Here is an 18,984-nt window from a genome sequence, read left to right as displayed (position 1 = left end):
CTCACTGTTCACGGCCGTGCCATCAGAACATCGGCAATATTGAGCGACATACCATTAATCACCCATTTCCAGCAGTAGCTGAGGTTTCAAGACGAATCACCCATTACCGGGCGATACGGTCACCGACATGTCTGCCGAGACCGTTTCCGTCACCGGATGGGGCCGCACCGCCCCCTCCACCGCCCGGCTGATCCGCCCCAGGACCTACGAGGAGGCGGTGGCCGCCGTCCGGGACTGCGGCGTCCGCGGAGGCATCCCCCGGGGCCTGGGACGGGCGTACGGGGACGCGGCGCAGAACGCCGGCGGGGCCGTGTTCGACATGACCGGCCTGGACCGGATCCACGCGATCGACGCGGACGGCGGGACCGTCCTGTGCGGCGCGGGCGTCTCCCTGCACACGCTGATGCGGGTGCTGCTGCCGCTCGGCTGGTTCGTGCCGGTGACCCCCGGCACCCGGTACGTCACCGTCGGCGGGGCGATCGGCGCCGACATCCACGGCAAGAACCACCACGTCAGCGGGTCCTTCGCCCGCCATGTGCTGTCCTTCGAACTGCTCACCGCCGACGGCACGATCCGCACGGTGGGCGAGGGCAGCCCGCTGTTCGAGGCCACCGCCGGCGGCATGGGCCTGACCGGGATGATCCTCACGGCCACCGTGCGGCTCCAGCCGGTCGAGACCTCCCTCATGGCGGTCGACACCGAACGCGCCGCCGACCTCGACGACCTGATGGCCCGTCTGACCGCCACCGACCACCGCTACCGCTACTCGGTCGCCTGGATCGACCTCCTCGCGCGCGGGGCGGCGACCGGCCGCGCGGTGCTCACCCGCGGCGACCACGCGCCCCTCGACGCGCTGCCCGCACGCACCCGCGGAAACCCGCTGGCCTTCCGCCCGGCCCGGCTGCCCGCCGCCCCCGCCGTCCTCCCCGAGGGACTGCTCACCCGCCGGACGGTGGGCCTGTTCAACGAAGTCTGGTACCGCAGGGCACCCCGCGCGCGGATCGGCGAACTCCAGAGGCTCTCCGCCTTCTTCCACCCCCTCGACGGGGTCCCGCACTGGAACCGCGTCTACGGCCGCGCCGGCTTCGTGCAGTACCAGTTCGTCGTCGGACACGGGCAGGAGGACGCGCTGCGCCGGATCGTGGGCCGGATCTCCGCCCACCGCTGCCCGTCCTTCCTCGCCGTCCTCAAGCGCTTCGGGGAGGCCGACCCCGGCTGGCTCTCCTTCCCCCGCCCCGGCTGGACGCTCGCCCTGGACATCCCGGCCGGGCTGCCCGGTCTCGACGTCCTCCTCGACGAGCTGGACGGGGAGGTGGCCGCCGCCGGCGGGCGCGTCTACCTCGCCAAGGACTCCCGGCTGCGGCCGGACCTGCTCACCGCGATGTACCCCCGCCTCGACGACTTCCGCGCGCTGCGCGCGGAGCTGGACCCGCGCGGTGTCTTCGTTTCTGATCTGTCCCGGCGCCTCAACCTCTAGGAGCTGTCGTGAAGGACGCCTTCGGTCTCCCCCAGTCCCTTCTCGTCCTCGGCGGTACGTCCGAGATCGCGCTGGCCACCGCGCGCCGGCTGATCGCCCGGCGCACCCGTACGGTGTGGCTGGCCGGACGCCCGTCGCACGCCCTGGAGTCGGCCGCCGCGGAGCTGGGCGCGCTGGGCGCCGACGTGCGCACCGTCGCCTTCGACGCGCTCGACCCCGACTCCCACGAGGCGGTCCTCGGCAAGGTGTTCGCGGAGGGGGACATCGACGTCGTCCTGCTCGCCTTCGGGATCCTCGGCGACCAGGCACGCGACGAACGCGAGCCGTCGGCCGCGGTGCGGGTCGCGCAGACCAACTACACCGGCGCGGTCTCGGCGGGCCTGGTGAGCGCCCGCGCGCTCCAGGCGCAGGGCCACGGCTCGCTGGTCGTGCTCTCCTCCGTCGCCGGGGAACGCGCCCGCCGCTCGAACTTCATCTACGGATCCAGCAAGGCCGGCCTCGACGCCTTCGCCCAGGGCCTGGGCGACGCGCTGCACGGCACCGGCGTGCACGTCATGGTCGTACGCCCCGGGTTCGTCCGGACGAGGATGACGGCCGGTCTCGACGAGGCGCCGCTGGCCACCACCCCCGACGCGGTCGCGGCCGCGGTCGAGCTGGGGCTGCGACGGCGGTCGGAGACGGTGTGGGTGCCGGGGGTGCTGCGGGTGGTGATGTCGGCCCTCCGGCACGTGCCGCGGGGGCTGTTCCGGCGGCTGCCGGTGTAGGCGCCCGCCGGTCGGGCCGGCGCGGTCGGGCTAGCGGGTGGGCAGCGAGCCCCGGTCGATGTGCGCGGCCTGCGGGGGGACGACGGTGCCGCCGAAGGGGTACTCCCGCAGCTTGCGCCAGACGCCGTCGGAGCCCTGCTCGTGCAGGGCGAAACCGGTGCAGGACCACTCGGCCTCGTACCCGGCCAGCTCCTCGAACGCCCGGTCCATCGCCGCCTCGTCGATGCCGTGCGCGACGGTGACGTGCGGGTGGTACGGGAACTGGAGCTCGCGCACCAGCGTCCCGGAGTCGTCCCGGACCCGCTGCTGGAGCCAGGCGCAGGCCTCGGCGCCCTCGACGACCCTGACGTAGACCACCGGCGACAGCGGCCGGAAGGTGCCGGTGCCGGACAGCCGCATCGGGAAGGACCGGCCGACCGCGGCGACCTGGGCGAGGTGGGCCTCGACGGCCGGCAGCGCGTCCGGCTCGACCTCCGTCGGCGGCAGCAGGGTGACATGGGTGGGGATGCCGTGAGCCGCGGCGTCGCCGAAGCCCGTGCGCCGCTCCTGGAGCAGGCTGCCGTGAGGCTCCGGGACCGCGATCGACACGCCGATCGTTACGGTCCCCACGTCGTCTCCTGTCGTCATGCCGGATGGATGTACTGCGGGTCCTGGTGCCGGTCCCGGGTGCCGGTCGTGATGCCGGTCCCGGGTGCCGGGTTCGTACTCAGTCGTACGGCTATCGACTGTACGGCCACCGCTGTGCTCTGGGCAGGCGCAGGAAAGGTGATGTGCAGCGCTCTGCCCGGTGGAACGTGTGTGCGGTGCGCCCTCGGTGCCTCCGAGCGCCGCTCAGTGCTTCGCCGGCAGGAAGCCGACCCTCTCGTACGTCTGGGACAGGGTCTCGGCGGCGACGGCACGCGCCTTCTCCGCGCCCTTGGCCAGGATCGAGTCGAGCGTCTCCGGGTCGTCCAGGTACTGCTGCGTGCGGTCCCGGAACGGCGTCACGAAGTCGACGACGACCTCCGCGAGGTCCGTCTTCAGCGCGCCGTAGAGCTTGCCCTCGTACTGCTGCTCCAGCTCCGGGATGCTCGTGCCGGTCAGCGTCGAGTAGACGGTGAGCAGGTTGCTGACGCCCGGCTTGTTCTCGGTGTCGTAGCGGACGACCGTGTCGGTGTCCGTGACCGCGCTCCTGACCTTCTTGGCGGTGGCCTTCGGGTCGTCGAGCAGGTTGATGAGGCCCTTCGGCGTGGACGCCGACTTGCTCATCTTGATCGACGGGTCCTGGAGATCGTAGATCTTCGCCGTCTCCTTGAGGATGTACGGCTTCGGGATCGTGAAGGTGGCGCCGAAGCGGCCGTTGAAGCGCTCGGCGAGGTCGCGGGTCAGCTCGATGTGCTGGCGCTGGTCCTCGCCGACCGGGACCTCGTTGGCCTGGTAGAGCAGGATGTCCGCGACCTGGAGGATCGGGTACGTGAACAGACCGACGGACGCGCGGTCGGCACCCTGCTTGGCGGACTTGTCCTTGAACTGCGTCATCCGGCTGGCCTCGCCGAAGCCGGTCAGGCAGTTCATGATCCAGGCGAGCTGGGCGTGCTCGGGGACATGGCTCTGGACGAAGAGCGTGCAGCGCTCGGGGTCGAGGCCGGCCGCGAGAAGCTGCGCCGCGGCCAGGCGCGTGTTGGCCGTCAGCTCCTTCGGGTCCTGCGGCACGGTGATCGCGTGCAGGTCGACGACCATGTAGAACGCGTCGTGGGACTCCTGGAGGGCCACCCACTGGCGCACGGCGCCGAGGTAGTTGCCGAGGTGGAACGAGCCTGCGGTGGGCTGGATTCCGGAGAGCACGCGGGGTCGGTCTGAGGCCATGTTCCTCATTGTCTCAGAGCGCGGGGACCACCCGGAACGGGTCCCGGGCAGCCGCGTGGGCCGCCCGGGACGCCGATGTCAGCCGAGGTCGATCTCCGGGTAGAGCGGGAAGCCCGCGACCAGGTCCGTCGCCCGCCGCGAGATCTCGTCGGCGAGCTTCTCGTCCAGGACGTGGGAGGCCTTCGAGGGGGCGCCCGACTTCGTCGTGCCCGCCTCGGTGCCGGTCAGCACCCGGTCGATCAGGGACGCCACCTCGTCCATCTCCGCCGTGCCCAGGCCGCGCGTGGTGAGCGCCGGGGTGCCGATGCGGATGCCGGAGGTGTACCAGGCGCCGTTCGGGTCGGCGGGGATGGCGTTGCGGTTGGTGACGATGCCCGAGTCGAGGAGGGCGGCCTCGGCCTGGCGGCCGGTGAGGCCGTAGGAGGAGGCGACGTCGATCAGGTTGAGGTGGTTGTCGGTGCCCCCGGTGACCAGGGTCGCGCCGCGGCTCATCAGGCCCTCGGCCAGCGCGCGGGAGTTGTCGACGATGCGCTGCGCGTAGTCCTGGAAGGCGGGCTGCCGGGCCTCCGCCAGGGCCACCGCCTTCGCCGCCATCACATGCGGGAGGGGGCCGCCGAGGACCATCGGGCAGCCGCGGTCGACCTGGTCCTTGAGGGAGTCGTCGCACAGGACCATGCCGCCCCGCGGGCCGCGCAGCGACTTGTGGGTGGTGGTCGTCACGATCTGGGCGTGCGGGACCGGGTCGAAGTCGCCGGTCAGGACCTTGCCGGCGACCAGGCCCGCGAAGTGCGCCATGTCGACCATGAGGGTCGCGCCGACCTCGTCGGCGATCTCGCGCATGATCCGGAAGTTCACCAGACGGGGGTACGCCGAGTAGCCCGCGACGATGATCAGCGGCTTGAACTCGCGGGCGGAGGCGCGCAGCGCCTCGTAGTCGATCAGGCCGGTCGCCGGGTCGGTGCCGTAGGAGCGCTGGTCGAACATCTTGCCGGAGATGTTCGGGCGGAAGCCGTGGGTGAGGTGCCCGCCGGCGTCCAGGGACATGCCGAGCATCCGCTGGTTGCCGAAGGCCCGGCGCAGCTCGGCCCAGTCGGCCTCGGAGAGGTCGTTGACCTGGCGGACGCCCGTCTTCTCCAGGAACGGCACCTCGACGCGGTCGGCGAGGACGGCCCAGAAGGCGACGAGGTTGGCGTCGATGCCGGAGTGCGGCTGGACGTAGGCGTGGCGGGCGCCGAACAGCTCCTTGGCGTGCTCGGCGGCCAGCGACTCCACCGTGTCGACGTTGCGGCAGCCGGCGTAGAAGCGGCGGCCGATCGTGCCCTCGGCGTACTTGTCGCTGAACCAGTTGCCCATCGCGAGGAGGGTGGCCGGGGAGGCGTAGTTCTCGGAGGCGATCAGCTTGAGCATCTCGCGCTGGTCGTGGAGCTCCTGGCCGATGGCGTCGGCGACGCGCGGCTCCACGGCGCGGATCACGTCGAGGGCGGCGCGGAAGGCGGTGGACTGGGTGGAGAGGGGCTGCTGCTCTGACATGTCGTCGGCCTCCGGGTGGCGTGTGCTGGCGAGCGGTCACGGTGTCACGGTTCGGCCCAGGCGCACGGCACTCGGTCACGCACAGGCCGCTCCCCGATGGTCCGTCCCATCCCAGCGCGCCAGTCACGGCCCGCTGATCAGCCTACCGGGCGGGGCGCGCCGCGCAGGTGCCGCGTCCACCATGCGAGCGACCATGGAAGGAGCACCCGGGAGAGCCTGGAGGTCACGTGACTACCACCGACGCGCTCATCGCCGCCGCCGACGCGCACAGCGCGCACACCTATCACCCGCTGCCGGTGGTGATCGCCACCGCCGACGGGGCGTGGATGACGGACGTGGAGGGGCGGCGGTACCTGGATCTGCTGGCCGGCTACTCGGCGCTGAACTTCGGGCACGGCAACCGACGGCTGGTCGAGGCGGCCCGGGCCCAGCTGGAACGGGTGACGCTGACCTCGCGGGCGTTCCACCACGACCGGTTCGCCGCGTTCTGCGGGGAGCTGGCCGCGCTGTGCGGCATGGAGATGGTGCTGCCGATGAACACCGGCGCGGAGGCCGTGGAGACGGCGGTGAAGACCGCCCGGAAGTGGGGGTACCGGGTCAAGGGCGTGCCCGCGGAAATGGCGAAGATCGTCGTCGCGGGCAACAACTTCCACGGCCGGACCACGACGATCATCAGCTTCTCGACGGACCCCGAGGCCCGCGCGGACTACGGGCCGTACACGCCCGGCTTCGCGATCGTGCCGTACGGGGATCTCACCGCCCTGCGGTCGGCGGTCACCGAGAACACGGTGGCGGTGCTGCTGGAACCGATCCAGGGCGAGGCGGGGGTGCTGGTGCCGCCGGCCGGCTATCTGGCGGCGGTGCGGGAGCTGACCCTGGAGCGGGAGGTGCTGTTCGTCGCGGACGAGATCCAGTCCGGGCTCGGCCGGACCGGGCGGACCTTCGCGTGCGAGCACGAGGGGGTCGTCCCGGACGTGTACGTGCTGGGCAAGGCGCTCGGGGGCGGGATCGTGCCGGTGTCGGCGGTCGTCGCGAACGCCGAGGTGCTGGGGGTGTTCCGGCCCGGGGAGCACGGGTCGACGTTCGGCGGGAATCCGCTGGCGTGCGCGGTGGCGCTGGAGGTGATCGCGATGCTGCGCTCGGGCGAGTACCAGGCGCGCGCCGCGGAGCTGGGCGCGCATCTGCTCCGGGAGCTGGGGACGCTGACCGGGACCGGACGGGTGACGGCGGTGCGGGGGCGGGGGCTGTGGGCGGGGGTGGACGTCGCGCCCGGGTACGGGAGCGGGCGGGAGGTGTCGGAGCGGCTGATGGACCGCAGGGTGCTGGTGAAGGACACCCACGGGCCGACGATCCGGCTCTCGCCGCCCCTGGTGATCTCCCGGGAGGACCTGGACTGGGGGCTGGAACAGCTGCGGGCGGTGCTGGGCCTCTAGGTGCCGGGTTGCCGGGTGCCGGGTTGCCGGGTGCCGGGCCGCTAGAGGATCACGTGGGGGACGAAGCGGGCGTACTCGTCGGTGATCAGGCCGTGGGACTCGCGGATGCCGAGGCCGGCGGGCTCGTCCTCGACCACCCAGGCGCCGAGGACGACGTGGTTGCCGTCGAAGGCGGGGAGCGGGGCCAGCTGCTGGTAGCAGTGGGGTTCATCGGACGGGACGGGTACGACGGGTGCGGCGTCCCGCTCGTGGATCGTGACGCCGGCGCCCTCGCGGCCGAGGAGGGGCTTGGCGACGTAGCCGGTGGTGGTCGCCAGCTCGCGGGGGCCGTCGAGGTAGGCGGGGAGGAGGTTGGGGTGGCCGGGGTACAGCTCCCAGAGGACGGCGAGCAGGGCCTTGTTGCTCAGCAGCATCTTCCAGGCGGGCTCGATCCACATCGTGGTCCCGGTGCCGCCGCCGTTGTCGAGGGTGTCCAGGACATGGCCGGCGAAGCGGTCGGTGGTGAGCCACTCCCAGGGGTAGAGCTTGAAGCAGCTGCGGATGAAGCGGAGCCGGTGGTCGACGAAGCGGCCGGAGAGACGGTCGAAGCCGATGTCCTCGACGGGAAGGAAGGCCGTGTCGAGTCCGGCCTGTTCGGCGGTCTCCTTGAGATAGGCGACCGTCATCAGGTCCTCGCCGAGTTCGTCGGCGGTGGAGTGCGCGAAGTACAGGGGGCTGCCGGGCGGGAGGAGCGGGGCCTGCTTCTTCCAGGCGGCGACCAGGCGTTCGTGGAGGGAGTTCCACTGGTCGGCGCCCGGGAAGCGCTCCTCCATCCAGAACCACTGGGGGGAGGCCGCCTCCACCAGGGAGGTGGGGGTGTCGGCGTTGTACTCCAGCAGCTTGGCGGGGCCCGTGCCGTCGTAGCGCAGGTCGAAGCGGCCGTAGACGGAGGGGAGTTCGGCGCGGCGGCGCCAGGCCTCGGTGACGGCGGCGGCGACCCGCGGGTCGGTGATGCCGAGGTCGGCGAGGCGGCCGGTGTCGACGAGGTGGGCGGCGGCCGCGAGGCACATGCGGTGGAGTTCCTCGACGGTCTCCTCCAGGGCCTCCACCTCCTCCAGCGTGAAGACGTAGTAGGCGCTCTCGTCCCAGTACGGGCGCAGGGTGCCGTCCGGGTGGCGGGTGAGGGGGTACACGAGACCCTGTTCCTCGACGGTCCGCTGCCAGCCGGGGCGGGGTTCGACGGTGCGGCGCTGCATGGCGTACGTACGTCCGCTCAGCCGCCGCTGCTGCCGGATCCGGAGCAGCCGAAGCCGCCGCGGTCCACGGCCTCGCTCCTGCTGAAGGTTCCGTAGTCGGCGTGGCCGTCGCTGACGTCGGCGTCGTAGTACCAGGCGGCGTCCGTCTTCTTGCCGGTGCTCTTCCTGCCCTGGCCGGCGGAGGTGGAGCTGCCCGACTTGCAGTTCTTGTCGGCGACCACCTCGTAGCCGTAGAGGGTGTCGTAGCTGTCGCGGTCGACGCAGCGGCGGTCGGGGTCGGAGCCGCAGGAGGTGAGGGCCGCCGCGACGACGCCCATACCGCCGAGCACGACCGTGCTGGACCTCAGCCGTCGGCGCGTGTCCGCCATGTTCCGTCTCCCCCGTGATTCAAGCCGGTGTTTTCCGGCCGTCAGCCTAGAGATCGGTGAGAGCGCGCGTGCACGGGCCCCCGGCCGGGCCCGCTCGCCTACAGTCCGTTCGTGCTGTTTGGAATGGTGTGCGCCCTTGGTGCGGCGGTGTGCTTCGGTACGGCGACGGTGTTGCAGGCGATGGCCGCGCGGGCCGCCTCCGGCGGGGGTGGCGGGGAGGCGGCGCTGCTGCTGAGGGCGCTGCGGCAGTGGCGGTACCTGGCAGGGCTGGGGCTGGACGGGCTGGGGTTCGTGTTCCAGATCGCGGCGCTGCGGTCCCTGCCCATCTACACGGTGGGGGCGGCGCTGGCGTCGAGCCTCGCGGTGACGGCGGTGGTCGCGGCACGGCTGCTGCGGGTGCGGCTCAGCCGGACGGAGTGGGTGGCCGTGGGCGTGGTGTGCGCGGGGCTGGCGATGCTGGGGCTGGCCTCGGGGACGGAGGGGGACGAGAGCGGGCCGGGGTGGCTGCCGTGGGCGATGCTCGGGACGGCGGCCGCGGTGCTGGTGCTGGGACTGACGGGCCGGTGGCTGCCGGAGCGGGGGCGGGCGGCGCTGCTGGGGCTGGCCGCCGGGTTCGGCTTCGGGGTGGTGGAGGTCGCCGTGCGGCTGATCGACTCGCTCGCGGTGCCCGAGCTGCTGGCCGATCCGTCGCTGTACGCGTTGCTGCTGGGCGGGGGCGCGGCGTTCCTGGCGCTGACGGCGGCGCTGCAGCGGGGGTCCGTGACGGCGGCGACGGCCGGGATGGTGATCGGGGAGACGGTGTGGCCGGCGCTGGTCGGCGTGGTGTGGCTGGGGGACGGTACGCGGCAGGGGTGGGCGTGGGTCGCGGTGCTGGGGTTCGCGGTCGCGGTGGCGGGCGCGCTGACGCTGGCCCGCTTCGGGGACGCGCCGGAATGACGGGGGCGCCGGAATGACGGGCCGCCGTCGTGGTCATCCGGGTTTTCGGATCTCGGCGACGGAGAGTGCCGTGCACAGCGTGTCCAGCGCTCCGGACCAGGCGTGGTCCGGCGGGGTGCCGTAGCCGACGACGAGGGCGTCCGGTGGTTCACCGGCCGCGTGCGGGTGGCGGTGGCGGGGGCCGAGGCCGTCCAGGGCCAGACCCAGCCGGGCCGCGGCCCGCACCACCTCCTCCTCCGTGCCGGGCGGGAGACGCAGGACGGCGTGCAGGCCCGCCGCGATGCCGGTGACCCGGACCCGGGGGGCGCGGGCTGCGAGCACCTGGACCAGCGCGTCCCGGCGGCGCCGGTAGCGGGTCCGGGCGGCCCGGACGTGGCGGTCGTAGCCGCCCGAGGTGATGAACTCCGCGAGCGTCAGCTGGTCCAGGGCCCCGCAGCTGTCCACCCCGCCCTTGGCGGCCGCGATCTCCTCGGCCACGCCCGGCGGTGCCACCGCCCAGGCCAGGCGCAGGCCGGGGGCCAGGGACTTGCTCGCGGTGCCCAGGTACACCACATGGTCGGGGTCCAGGCCCTGGAGGGCGCCGACGGGCCGCCGGTCGTAGCGGAACTCCCCGTCGTAGTCGTCCTCCAGGACCAGGCCGCCGGTGCGGCGCGCCCACTCCACGACGGCGGCCCGCCGGTCGTGGTGCAGGGGGACGCCCATGGGGAACTGGTGGGCGGGGGTGAGCAGGACGCCGCCCCCGTCCCCCAACCCGCCGGGATCCGTGCCACGTTCGTCGAAGGGCAGCGGGACCGTGGGCAGTCCGGCCGCCGCCGCGAGCCTCCAGTGCGCGTCCAGGCCGTACGACTCCACGGCGAGCGTCCGCGCGCCGCGCGCCTTCAGGACCCCGGCGAGCAGCTTCAGGGCGTGGGTGAACCCGGCGCACACCACGAGGCGTTCGGGGTCGGCGCGCACGCCCCGGGCGCGGGCCAGATAGCCGGCGAGCGCGGTGCGCAGTTCGACCCGGCCGCGGGGGTCGCCGTAGCCGAGGGCGTCGTAGGGGGCGGTGGTGAGGGCGCGGCGGGCGGCCCTGAGCCATTCGGTGCGCGGGAAGGAGGCGAGGTCGGGGGAGCCTGCGCGCAGGTCGTACACGGGCCGGCGGTGTTCGGTCCGGTGCCGGACCGTACCGGCCGACGGGGCGACGGACCGGTCCGCCACCTTGGTGCCGGAGCCCTGCCGGGCGGTCAGCCAGCCCTCCGCGACCAGGTCGGCGTAGGCGGCGGCGACCGTGTTGCGGGCGATGCCCAGGTCGGCGGCGAGGGAGCGGGAGGACGGCAGCCGGGTGCCGGGGGCCAGCCGGCCGCCGCGGACCGCGTCGCGCAGGGCGTCGGTCAGGCCGCGGCGCAGCCCCGGTCCGGACGGTTCGAGGTGCAGGTCGACGCCGAAAGTGGCCCACGATTCCACCATGGAAATGGACCATACCCGTGGGCTGCCCGGCGCCTAGGGTCGGGGACATGACCACCGAAGAACGTGTCCCGTACGCCACCGAGCACGCCCCGCGTCTGCCGTGGGCCCAGCACGCCCCCGAGGTCTTCCAGGCGATGATCCGGCTGGACGGCGCCGCCCGGAAGGGCGTCGACCCGACGCTGTACGAGCTGGTGAAGATCCGCGCCTCCCAGATCAACCACTGCGCGTACTGCCTCGACATGCACACCAAGGACGCGCTCGCGGCCGGGGAGAGCGTGGAGCGGATCGTCCAGCTCGCCGCCTGGGAGGAGTCGCGGCACTTCTACACGGAGAAGGAGCTGGCGGCGCTCGCGCTGACCGAGGCGGTCACCGTCCTGACCGACGGGTTCGTGCCGGACGAGGTGTACGACACGGCCGCCAAGCACTTCGAGGAGGCCGAGCTGGCCCATCTGATCGCCGCGATCACGGTGATCAACGCGTGGAACCGTTTCGGTGTGACCGCGCGGATGGTGCCGGGGCACTACCACCCGCGGCAGCACGGCTGAGCCCGCCCTCCCCCCGGCCGACGGCGGTCACGGCAGCCACGCCTTCCAGGTGGACGCGTGGCCGTCCGCCCACTTCTTCGCCGCCTCCTGCGGGGTGAGCTTCTGGTCGGCGATCATCAGGGAGACCTCGTTCTGGTCCTCCGTCGTCCAGGCGAACTTCTTCAGGAAGGCCGCCGCCTCGCCGCCCTGCTTCGAGAAGTCCGCGTTGAGGTACTTCTGGAGCGGGGTGCGCGGATAGGCGCAGGCGACCTTCGCCGGGTCCGCGTCGCATCCTTCCTTGTGGGCCGGCAGCTTCACCTCGGTCATCGGGACCTTCTCGAACAGCCACTGGGGCGCGTACCAGTACGTCAGGAAGGGCTTCTTCTCCTTGGCGAACTGCCTGATCTGGGTGATCTGCGCGGCCTCCGAACCGGCGAAGACCACCTGGTAGTCCAGCTTCAGGTTGTCCACCAGGGCCTTGTCGTTGGTGACGTAGGACGGTGAGCCGTCCATCAGCTGGCCCTTGCCGCCGCTCTCCGCGGTGCGGAACAGCGACGCGTACGCGTTGAGGTTCTTCCAGTCGGTGATGTCCGGGTGCTGCTTCACCAGGTACGTCGGCACGTACCAGCCGATGTGGCCGGTGACGCCGAGGGCGCCGCCGCGCGCGATCGTCTTCTTGTCGTCGACGTACCGCTTCTCCTGGTCGGGGTGGCCCCAGTCCTCCAGGATGGCGTCGACCCGGCCCTGGCTGAGCGCGTCCCAGGCGGGGACCTCGTCGATCTGGACGGTGTCCACGCGGTAGCCCAGCTCGTGCTCCAGCAGGTACTGGGCGACGGCCACATTGGCCTGCGCGCCGACCCAGGACTGGACGGAGAGGGTCACGGTCCTCGCGCCCCGCGCGTGGGCGAACGGCGATGCCTGCCTGGTCATGTCGGCGGCGCCGCAGCCGGTGAGGAGCAGCAGGGTTCCCGCCACGGCGGTGGTACGCAGTCGCATGTCACGCTCCCTTCTTCGTACGGCGTTCGGTCGGCTGGGTCACCCGGTCGAGCATCAGGCCCAGGCAGACGATGGCGGCGCCGGCCACCAGACCGGTCGCGAGGTCGCCCTGGGCGAGGCCGAAGACCGCGTCGTAGCCGAGCGCGCCTCCGCCGACCAGACCGCCGATCACGACGACGGCGAGGACGAGGACCACGCCCTGGTTGACGGCGAGCAGCAGCGCGGGCCGGGCGAGCGGCAGCTGGACCTGGCGCAGCTGCTGGGCGGGGGTCGCGCCGAGGGAGCGCGCCGACTCCAGGGCGGCCGGGTCGACCTGGCGCAGGCCCTGCGCGGTGATCCGGACGACGGCGGGCAGCGCGTAGACGACGGCCGCCGCGACGGCGGGCGCGCGGCCCACGCCGAACAGGGCGACGACCGGGATCAGGTACACGAACTGCGGCATCGTCTGGAAGACGTCCAGGACGGGCCGCAGCAGTCGCTCGAACCGGTCGCCGCGGGCCGCGGCGACACCGGTGGCGAAGCCCAGGACGAGGGTGACGGCGACGGCCGCGAGGACCTGGGAGAGCGTGTCCAGGGACGGCTCCCACACGCCGAGCACGCCGGTCGCGGCCAGGGCGAGGACGGCGGTCAGCGCGGTGCGCCAGGTGCCGATCGGCCAGGCCACGGCCGCGACCAGCAGCAGCACCGCCCACCAGGGCAGGCCCTGGAGACCGTCCCGGAGCGGGTCGAGGACCCAGGTGGTGAACCGGCCGGCCCAGTCGGCGGTGCCGCCGATCACGGGGACGCCGGAGTAGAGGTGGCCGGTCATCCAGCCGACGGCGTCGTTGACGGGGGCGGCGACGGCCACCGTCCAGGACCCGGGCCAGTCGGGACGGCCCGCCAGCCGCCCGGCGACGGCGACGGCCACGGCGGCGCCCACGGCGTACGCGGTGTACGCGCGGTGCCCCCGGCCCGTGCCGGTGGTACGCCCGGTGGTGTCTCCCGCCGCGGCCGTGACCCGGTCCAGGACGACCGCGAGGAGCACGATGGGGATGCCGGCCGCCAGGGCGGCGCCCACGTCGACCGAGGCCAGCGCCTGGTAGACACGGTCGCCGAGGCCGCCCGCGCCGATCACCGACGCGATGACCGCCATCGACAGCGCCATCATGATCGTCTGGTTGAGGCCGAGCAGGAGTTCCCTGCGGGCCAGCGGGATGCGGGCGGTCAGCAGGCGCTGGCGGGCGGTCGCGCCCAGCGAGTCCACGGCCTCCAGGACCTCCTTGTCCGCGCCGCGCAGCCCGAGGGCGGTGAGGCGGGCCATGGGCGGGGCGGCGTAGACGACGGTGGCAAGGACCGCCGCCGGGACGCCTATGCCGAAGACCAGGACGACCGGGAGGAGGTAGGCGAAGGCCGGCAGCACCTGCATGGTGTCCAGGACCGGGCGCAGGACGCGGTCCAGGCGGGCGGAGAGACCGGCGGCGAGGCCGAGGACCACGCCGACCGCGACCGACGCGAGGACGGCCACGGCCATCAGCGCGAGGGTCTGCATCGTCGGGACCCACATGCCGAGCGCGCCGCAGGCCAGGAAGGCGGCCGCGGTGCCGAGCGCGAGGCGTTTCCCGGCCGCGCGCCAGGCGAGTGCGGTGGCGGCCGCCGTGACGCCCGCCCAGCCGGCCGCGAGCAGCAGCAGATAGACGGCGCGGACGCAGAACACGACCGCGTTGCTGATGTGGCCGAGGAAGTGGAGGAACAGGGGATGGCTGTCCCGGTGGTCGATGATCCAGTCGCCGGTGCGGGTGAGGGGGCCGGTGAGGTCGACGGTCAGGGCCTTCGGCCAGGTGCCGCTGGACCAGTGGGCGTCGGCCAGGGGGACGAGGACCGCCGCGGCCGCCGCCAGCAGCAGGAGCTTGCGGGCGACGGGGTGCCGCAGGACGCCGGGAAGCGCGGCGCGGGGAGTGGGTGCGGTGGCCGTGGCCATCAGACCACCTCCTTGGCGGGCTCCTCGGCGGAGTTCTCGGCAAGGTTGCCGGCGGGGTGCTCGCCGGGGTTCTCGCCAGGGTTCTCGGCGGGCTCCGTGCCCGCCACCACGCCGAGCAGCCGTTCGTGGTCGACCACCCCCAGGCAGCGGCCCCGGTCCACCACCCGTGCCGGTGCTCCGGCCCTGGCCACCGCCACGATCGCCTGCGACACCGTGGCGGTCGGCGGCAGGGCGGGGCCCGTGCCCGCCTCGTCCCCGGAAGCGGGGCGCATCGCCGTACGGACCGTCAGGACCTGCTCGCGGGGTACGTCCCTGACGAACTCGCGGACGTAGTCGTCCGCCGGGGAGCCGACGATCTCCTCCGGGGTGCCGAGCTGGACCACGCGGCCGTCGCGCATGAGGGCGATGCGGTCACCGAGCTTCAGGGCCTCGGAGAGGTCGTGGGTGATGAAGACCATCGTGCGGCCCTCCTCCCGGTGCAGCCGGACGACCTCCTCCTGCATGTCCCGCCGGATCAGCGGGTCGAGCGCGCTGAACGGCTCGTCGAAGAGCAGCACCTCCGGGTCGACCGCCAGCGCCCGGGCGAGGCCCACGCGTTGACGCTGACCGCCGGACAGCTGGCCGGGGCGGCGCTGTTCCATGCCCTCCAGGCCCACCTTGGCGACGACGCCCGCCGCGCGGGCCCGGCGCTCCGCCCGGCCGACGCCCTGGATCTCCAGGCCGTACGCCACGTTGTCCAGGACCGTGCGGTGCGGGAGGAGGCCGAAGTGCTGGAAGACCATCGCGGCCCGGTGGCGGCGCAGTTCGCGCAGCCGGGTGCGGTCCATGGCGCGGACGTCCTCGCCGTCGACGGCGATGGTGCCGGCCGTCGGTTCGATCAGCCGGGTCAGACAGCGCACCAGGGTGGACTTGCCGGAGCCGGACAGGCCCATCACCACGAAGACCTCGCCCCGGCGGACGTCGAAGGAGACGTCGCGGACGGCGGCCGTGCAGCCGGTGCGGGAGCGCAGGTCGGCGGGCGGCAGGGCGGACAGCTCGGGGTCGGCCGGGACCCGGCCGGCCTTCGGGCCGAAGACCTTCCACAGGCCCTGTACGGAGAACACGGGGGTCGTCGCGCTCATCACGCCTCACCCCCGAGCAGGTCGACGGCCTTCTCCCCGACCATGAGCACCCCGATCATCGGGTTCACGGCGGGCATGGTGGGGAAGACGGACGCGTCGGCGATCCGCAGGCCGTCCAGGCCGCGCACCCGCAACCGCGGGTCGACGACGGCGAGTTCGTCGGAGGCGTCGCCCATCCGGCAGGTGCCCGCCGGGTGGTACACGGTGTGCGCGACCTTGCGGGCGTACTCGCTCAGCTCCTCGTCGCCGGTGAGGTGCGGACCGGGGGCCACCTCGCGCCTGAGCCAGCCGGCGAGCGGCTCGGTACGGGCGATCTCGCGGGCGATGCGGATGCCGTCGACGAGGGTGCGGCCGTCGTGGTCGTCCTCGTCGGTGAAGTAACGGAAGTCGAGGGCGGGCTTCACGGCCGGGTCGGCGCTGGTGAGGTACAGCCGGCCGCGGCTCCTCGGCTTGGGGATGTTGGGGGTCATCGAGACGCCGTGGGGCGGCCGTTCGTAGCCCAGCCGCTCCGGATTGTCCGTGAACGGGATCTGGTAGAAGTGGAACATCAGGTCGGGGCCCGGGTGTGCGGGGTCGCGGCGGACGAACAGGCCCGCGTCGCTGTCCATCGCGGAGTTCTCCGGGATCGGTCCTTCGGTCTCCCAGACGATCACCGACTCGGGGTGGTCGAGGAGGTTCTCGCCGACGCCGGGCAGATCGTGGACGACCGGGATGCCGAGCGCGTCCAGGTCGGCCTTGGGGCCGATGCCGGAGTGCAGCAGCAGCCGCGGCGAGTCGACGGCGCCGGCGCACAGCACGACCTCGCGCCGGGCGCGGACGAGGAGTTCCTCGCCGTCCGCGCGCCGGACGTGCACGCCCCGCGCGCGGGTGCCGTCCAGCTCCAGCCGGTGGGCCCAGGTCTCCAGCAGGATCGTCAGGTTGGGGCGTTCGTCCATCACCGGGTGCAGATAGGCCACCGACGCCGACGAGCGCTTGTTGTCCTCGGGGTGGTAGGCGAGGTCGAAGAAGCCGGCGCCCTCGGTGAACGGCTCGCGGTTGAAGCCCTCGATCCGGGGGACCCCGAGGGCCTGGTGGGCCGCGTCGACGAAGTCGCGGGCGATGGCGTTCCGGTCCTTCGCGTCGACCGGGACGATGTTGTTGAGCAGCCTGGCGTAGTACGCCTCCATCGGCACCGCGCCCCAGCCCCGCGCACCGGCCGCCTCCCATTCGTCCCAGTCGGACGGCAGCGGCTTGAAGGCGATGAGGGTGTTGTGGGACGAGCAGCCGCCGAGGACCCGGGCGCGGCTGTGCCGGATGTGGGAGTTGCCGCGGGGCTGCTCGGTGGTGGGGTAGTCGTAGTCGAGTTCGCCGCCGAGCAGGCCCATCCAGCGGCGCAGGGTCAGCACGTCGTCGCGGCCGACGTCGCTGGGGCCGCCCTCGATGACGGCGACCGTGACGTCGGGGTTCTCGGTGAGGCGGGAGGCGATGACGGAGCCCGCGGTGCCGCCGCCGATGACGACGTAGTCGTAGACAGGGGTGTTCTCGGACATGGGGGTGCTCCAGAGGGGCTTGCGGAGGAGGGAGGACGTCGGCCGGGGTCAGCCGGCGAACCAGCGGACCGGCTTCGGCGCGAGGTTCTGGTAGACGTGCTTGGTCTCGCGGTACTCGGCGAGCCCGGCGGGGCCGAGTTCGCGGCCCACTCCGCTCTTTCCGAAGCCGCCCCACTCCGCCTGCGGGAGGTAGGGGTGGAAGTCGTTGATCCAGACGGTGCCGTGGCGCAGCCGCGCGGCGACCCTGCGGGCGCGGCCGGCGTCGGTGGTCCAGACGGCGCCGGCGAGGCCGTACTCGGTGTCGTTGGCGAGGAACACGGCCTCGTCCTCGGTGCGGAAGGTCTCGACGGTGACGACGGGTCCGAAGACCTCCTCCCGTACGACCCTCATCTCGCGGTGGCACCGGTCCAGGACCGTCGGCTCGTAGAACCAGCCGGACTCCGGGCGTTCGGGGGCGGGCCGGGGCCGCTTGCCGCCGGTGCGCAGCACGGCGCCCTCCGCGAGCGCGGACTCGACGTACGCCTCGACCTTGGCGCGCTGCTGCTCGGAGACGAGGGGGCCGCACTCGACGCCCTGCTCGGTGCCGCGGCCGAGGCGGATCCGGGCGGCGCGGTGGGCGAGTTCGGCGACGAAGCGGTCCCGGACGGACTCCTCGACGATCAGCCGGGAGCCGGCCGAGCAGACCTGGCCGCTGTGGATGAAGGCCGCGTTGAGGGCCTGGTCCACGGCGGTGTCGAAGCCGTCGGCACTCGCGCAGGCGTCGGCGAAGACGATGTTGGGGTTCTTGCCGCCGAGTTCCAGGGCGACCTTCTTGACGGTGGGGGCGGCCGCCCGGGCGACCTCGGTGCCGCTGGCCAGCCCGCCGGTGAAGGAGACGAGGTCCACGTCGGGGTGCTCGGCGAGCCGGGCGCCGACGGTGCGGCCCGGTCCGGTGACGACATTGGCGGCCCCCGCGGGGAGGCCCGCCTCGACGAGCAGCCCGATCAGGGCGACGGTGGTCAGCGGGGTGATCTCGCTCGGCTTGACGACGAAGGTGCTGCCGGCTGCCAGGGCCGGCGCGATCTTCCAGCTCGCCTGGAGGAGCGGGTAGTTCCAGGGGGTGATCAGCGCGCACACCCCGACGGGTTCGTGGACGACCACGCTGTGCACGTCGGGTGAGCCGGCGTCCACCACCCGGCCCGGGGCCTCGGCGGCGACCAGGTCGGCGAAGTAGCGGAAGGCGTCGGCGACACAGTCGATGTCGATCCGGCCCTCTTCGAGGGTCTTGCCCGCGTCCCGGCTCTCCAGCAGACCGAGGCGTTCACGGTCGCGTACGAGGAGATCGGCGACGCGGCGCAGCAGGGCGGCGCGTCCGGCGGCCGGGGTACGCGGCCACTCGCCGGCGTCGAAGGCGCGGCGGGCGGCCGCGACCGCCAGCTCGGCGTCCTTCTCGTCGCCCTCGGCGACCACGGCGAAGGGGCGGCCGTCGGCCGGGTCGAGGATCTCCCTGGTGGCACCCGAGACGGCGGTCTGCCACTCGCCGCCCGCATGGACGGTTGCGGGTGTCCCGTACGCCTGCTGTTCCGTTCTGTCGACCATGGTCGCTGTCGCCTTCCGTTCCTGTGCAGTCCCCCTGCGTCACCCGTGGGGCACTCTCGGGGACCGCGATCGCCTGCCCCTCGCCTCCGGTTGCATGCGCAATCCCGGGTGGAAAGTGCGCTGTGTCACTGCACACGAGAGCAGAACGGGACGAAAGGGGCCAGGGGCGGCGTGGAAGCCGCTTCGGTCCGCCGACGGCGGCGCCGGCCTCGATGACGAGAGGACTTCCGTCGACACACCGGAGA

At 73.0% G+C, this 18,984-nt stretch carries 15 protein-coding genes, 1 pseudogene and 1 riboswitch; of the genes and pseudogenes, 5 read left to right on the top strand and 11 right to left on the bottom strand.

The genetic code is table 11. The features are described 5' to 3' along the window. Window positions 1-127: 127 nt before the first annotated feature. Together dprE1 and dprE2 are read left to right on the top strand one after the other, a co-directional pair. A complete protein-coding gene (gene dprE1 / locus IE275_RS03895; RefSeq protein WP_189707537.1) occupies window positions 128-1,477 on the top strand; it encodes a decaprenylphosphoryl-beta-D-ribose oxidase in 1,350 nt (449 codons plus the stop codon). An 8-nt stretch (window positions 1,478-1,485) separates the two neighbouring features. Beyond that, window positions 1,486-2,241 carry a decaprenylphospho-beta-D-erythro-pentofuranosid-2-ulose 2-reductase gene (gene dprE2, locus IE275_RS03890; protein ID WP_189707535.1) on the top strand — a complete coding sequence of 252 codons (756 nt, stop codon included), beginning with the start codon at window positions 1,486-1,488 and terminating at the stop codon, window positions 2,239-2,241. Window positions 2,242-2,271: 30 nt separating this feature from the next. Here dprE2 and IE275_RS03885 read toward each other — a convergent pair whose 3' ends face one another. The 3 genes and pseudogenes from IE275_RS03885 to IE275_RS03875 form a co-directional block, all read right to left on the bottom strand. Beyond that, window positions 2,272-2,850 carry a 2'-5' RNA ligase family protein gene (locus tag IE275_RS03885; protein ID WP_189707533.1) on the bottom strand — a complete coding sequence of 193 codons (579 nt, stop codon included), beginning with the start codon at window positions 2,848-2,850 and terminating at the stop codon, window positions 2,272-2,274. Between the two features lie 222 nt (window positions 2,851-3,072). Beyond that, entirely contained in the window at window positions 3,073-4,086 is a 1,014-nt protein-coding gene (gene trpS, locus IE275_RS03880) for a tryptophan--tRNA ligase (protein ID WP_189707531.1), read from the bottom strand. Window positions 4,087-4,164: 78 nt separating this feature from the next. Beyond that, window positions 4,165-5,625 (bottom strand): annotated as a pseudogene (locus tag IE275_RS03875) (glycine hydroxymethyltransferase); the annotation flags it as partial. 38 nt (window positions 5,626-5,663) lie between these two features. Beyond that, a riboswitch (ZMP/ZTP riboswitch) is annotated at window positions 5,664-5,753 on the bottom strand. A gap of 90 nt (window positions 5,754-5,843) precedes the next feature. Between IE275_RS03875 and rocD the strand changes: the two are divergent. After that, on the top strand, window positions 5,844-7,049 hold the full coding sequence (rocD, locus tag IE275_RS03870) for an ornithine--oxo-acid transaminase (protein WP_189707527.1): 1,206 nt from the start codon (window positions 5,844-5,846) through the stop codon (window positions 7,047-7,049). A 41-nt stretch (window positions 7,050-7,090) separates the two neighbouring features. Here the strand turns inward: rocD and IE275_RS03865 are convergent, their stop codons facing one another. Together IE275_RS03865 and IE275_RS03860 are read right to left on the bottom strand one after the other, a co-directional pair. Then, window positions 7,091-8,284, bottom strand: coding sequence for a glutathionylspermidine synthase family protein (locus IE275_RS03865; RefSeq protein WP_189707525.1), 1,194 nt, complete (start codon window positions 8,282-8,284; stop codon window positions 7,091-7,093). A gap of 17 nt (window positions 8,285-8,301) precedes the next feature. Continuing rightward, window positions 8,302-8,652, bottom strand: coding sequence for a hypothetical protein (locus IE275_RS03860; RefSeq protein WP_189707523.1), 351 nt, complete (start codon window positions 8,650-8,652; stop codon window positions 8,302-8,304). A gap of 123 nt (window positions 8,653-8,775) precedes the next feature. On the opposite strand from IE275_RS03860, the gene IE275_RS03855 reads away from it, so the two are divergent. Beyond that, window positions 8,776-9,588, top strand: a complete 813-nt coding sequence (locus IE275_RS03855; protein WP_189708664.1) for a DMT family transporter — start codon at window positions 8,776-8,778, stop codon at window positions 9,586-9,588. A 33-nt stretch (window positions 9,589-9,621) separates the two neighbouring features. Here IE275_RS03855 and pdxR read toward each other — a convergent pair whose 3' ends face one another. Next, window positions 9,622-11,034 carry a MocR-like pyridoxine biosynthesis transcription factor PdxR gene (gene pdxR, locus IE275_RS03850; RefSeq protein ID WP_189707521.1) on the bottom strand — a complete coding sequence of 471 codons (1,413 nt, stop codon included), beginning with the start codon at window positions 11,032-11,034 and terminating at the stop codon, window positions 9,622-9,624. 47 nt (window positions 11,035-11,081) lie between these two features. On the opposite strand from pdxR, the gene IE275_RS03845 reads away from it, so the two are divergent. Further along, window positions 11,082-11,579 (top strand): carboxymuconolactone decarboxylase family protein, encoded by a 498-nt coding sequence (locus IE275_RS03845; protein WP_189707519.1) that lies wholly within the window; start codon window positions 11,082-11,084, stop codon window positions 11,577-11,579. Window positions 11,580-11,606: 27 nt separating this feature from the next. Here the strand turns inward: IE275_RS03845 and IE275_RS03840 are convergent, their stop codons facing one another. The 5 genes from IE275_RS03840 to IE275_RS03820 are packed head-to-tail and all read right to left on the bottom strand — an operon-like array spanning window position 11,607 to window position 18,739. Further along, window positions 11,607-12,554, bottom strand: a complete 948-nt coding sequence (locus tag IE275_RS03840) for an ABC transporter substrate-binding protein (RefSeq protein WP_189707517.1) — start codon at window positions 12,552-12,554, stop codon at window positions 11,607-11,609. 1 nt (window position 12,555) lies between these two features. Continuing rightward, the gene (locus IE275_RS03835) at window positions 12,556-14,511 is read right to left on the bottom strand and encodes an ABC transporter permease subunit (protein WP_189707515.1); all 1,956 of its coding nucleotides are present in this window, start codon (window positions 14,509-14,511) and stop codon (window positions 12,556-12,558) included. Then, window positions 14,511-15,632 (bottom strand): quaternary amine ABC transporter ATP-binding protein, encoded by a 1,122-nt coding sequence (locus tag IE275_RS03830; protein ID WP_229870086.1) that lies wholly within the window; start codon window positions 15,630-15,632, stop codon window positions 14,511-14,513. Before IE275_RS03830 ends, IE275_RS03835 begins: the two co-directional genes overlap by 1 nt. Then, window positions 15,632-17,161 (bottom strand): GMC family oxidoreductase, encoded by a 1,530-nt coding sequence (locus tag IE275_RS03825; RefSeq protein WP_189707513.1) that lies wholly within the window; start codon window positions 17,159-17,161, stop codon window positions 15,632-15,634. The genes IE275_RS03830 and IE275_RS03825 overlap by 1 nt, the downstream gene beginning before the upstream one ends. 48 nt (window positions 17,162-17,209) lie before the next feature. Continuing rightward, the gene (locus IE275_RS03820) at window positions 17,210-18,739 is read right to left on the bottom strand and encodes an aldehyde dehydrogenase family protein (RefSeq protein WP_189707511.1); all 1,530 of its coding nucleotides are present in this window, start codon (window positions 18,737-18,739) and stop codon (window positions 17,210-17,212) included. Window positions 18,740-18,984: the final 245 nt, after the last annotated feature.

The organism is Streptomyces phaeofaciens (genome assembly GCF_014648915.1).
Lineage (GTDB): Bacteria > Actinomycetota > Actinomycetes > Streptomycetales > Streptomycetaceae > Streptomyces > Streptomyces phaeofaciens.
Note: the sequence above shows the minus strand (reverse complement) of the source record. Positions and strands in the feature narration are given on the sequence as shown.

Excerpts from the sequence above, each read along its gene's own strand:
- IE275_RS03830 (WP_229870086.1), bottom strand. The coding sequence starts at position 15,632 with ATGAGCGCGACGACCCCCGTGTTCTCCGTACAGGGCCTGTGGAAGGTC.
- pdxR (WP_189707521.1), bottom strand. The coding sequence starts at position 11,034 with ATGGTGGAATCGTGGGCCACTTTCGGCGTCGACCTGCACCTCGAACCG.
- dprE1 (WP_189707537.1), top strand. The coding sequence starts at position 128 with ATGTCTGCCGAGACCGTTTCCGTCACCGGATGGGGCCGCACCGCCCCC.
- IE275_RS03825 (WP_189707513.1), bottom strand. The coding sequence starts at position 17,161 with ATGTCCGAGAACACCCCTGTCTACGACTACGTCGTCATCGGCGGCGGC.
- IE275_RS03865 (WP_189707525.1), bottom strand. The coding sequence starts at position 8,284 with ATGCAGCGCCGCACCGTCGAACCCCGCCCCGGCTGGCAGCGGACCGTC.
- IE275_RS03835 (WP_189707515.1), bottom strand. The coding sequence starts at position 14,511 with ATGGCCACGGCCACCGCACCCACTCCCCGCGCCGCGCTTCCCGGCGTC.
- IE275_RS03855 (WP_189708664.1), top strand. The coding sequence starts at position 8,776 with ATGGTGTGCGCCCTTGGTGCGGCGGTGTGCTTCGGTACGGCGACGGTG.
- IE275_RS03820 (WP_189707511.1), bottom strand. The coding sequence starts at position 18,739 with ATGGTCGACAGAACGGAACAGCAGGCGTACGGGACACCCGCAACCGTC.
- IE275_RS03840 (WP_189707517.1), bottom strand. The coding sequence starts at position 12,554 with ATGCGACTGCGTACCACCGCCGTGGCGGGAACCCTGCTGCTCCTCACC.
- trpS (WP_189707531.1), bottom strand. The coding sequence starts at position 4,086 with ATGGCCTCAGACCGACCCCGCGTGCTCTCCGGAATCCAGCCCACCGCA.
- IE275_RS03845 (WP_189707519.1), top strand. The coding sequence starts at position 11,082 with ATGACCACCGAAGAACGTGTCCCGTACGCCACCGAGCACGCCCCGCGT.
- IE275_RS03860 (WP_189707523.1), bottom strand. The coding sequence starts at position 8,652 with ATGGCGGACACGCGCCGACGGCTGAGGTCCAGCACGGTCGTGCTCGGC.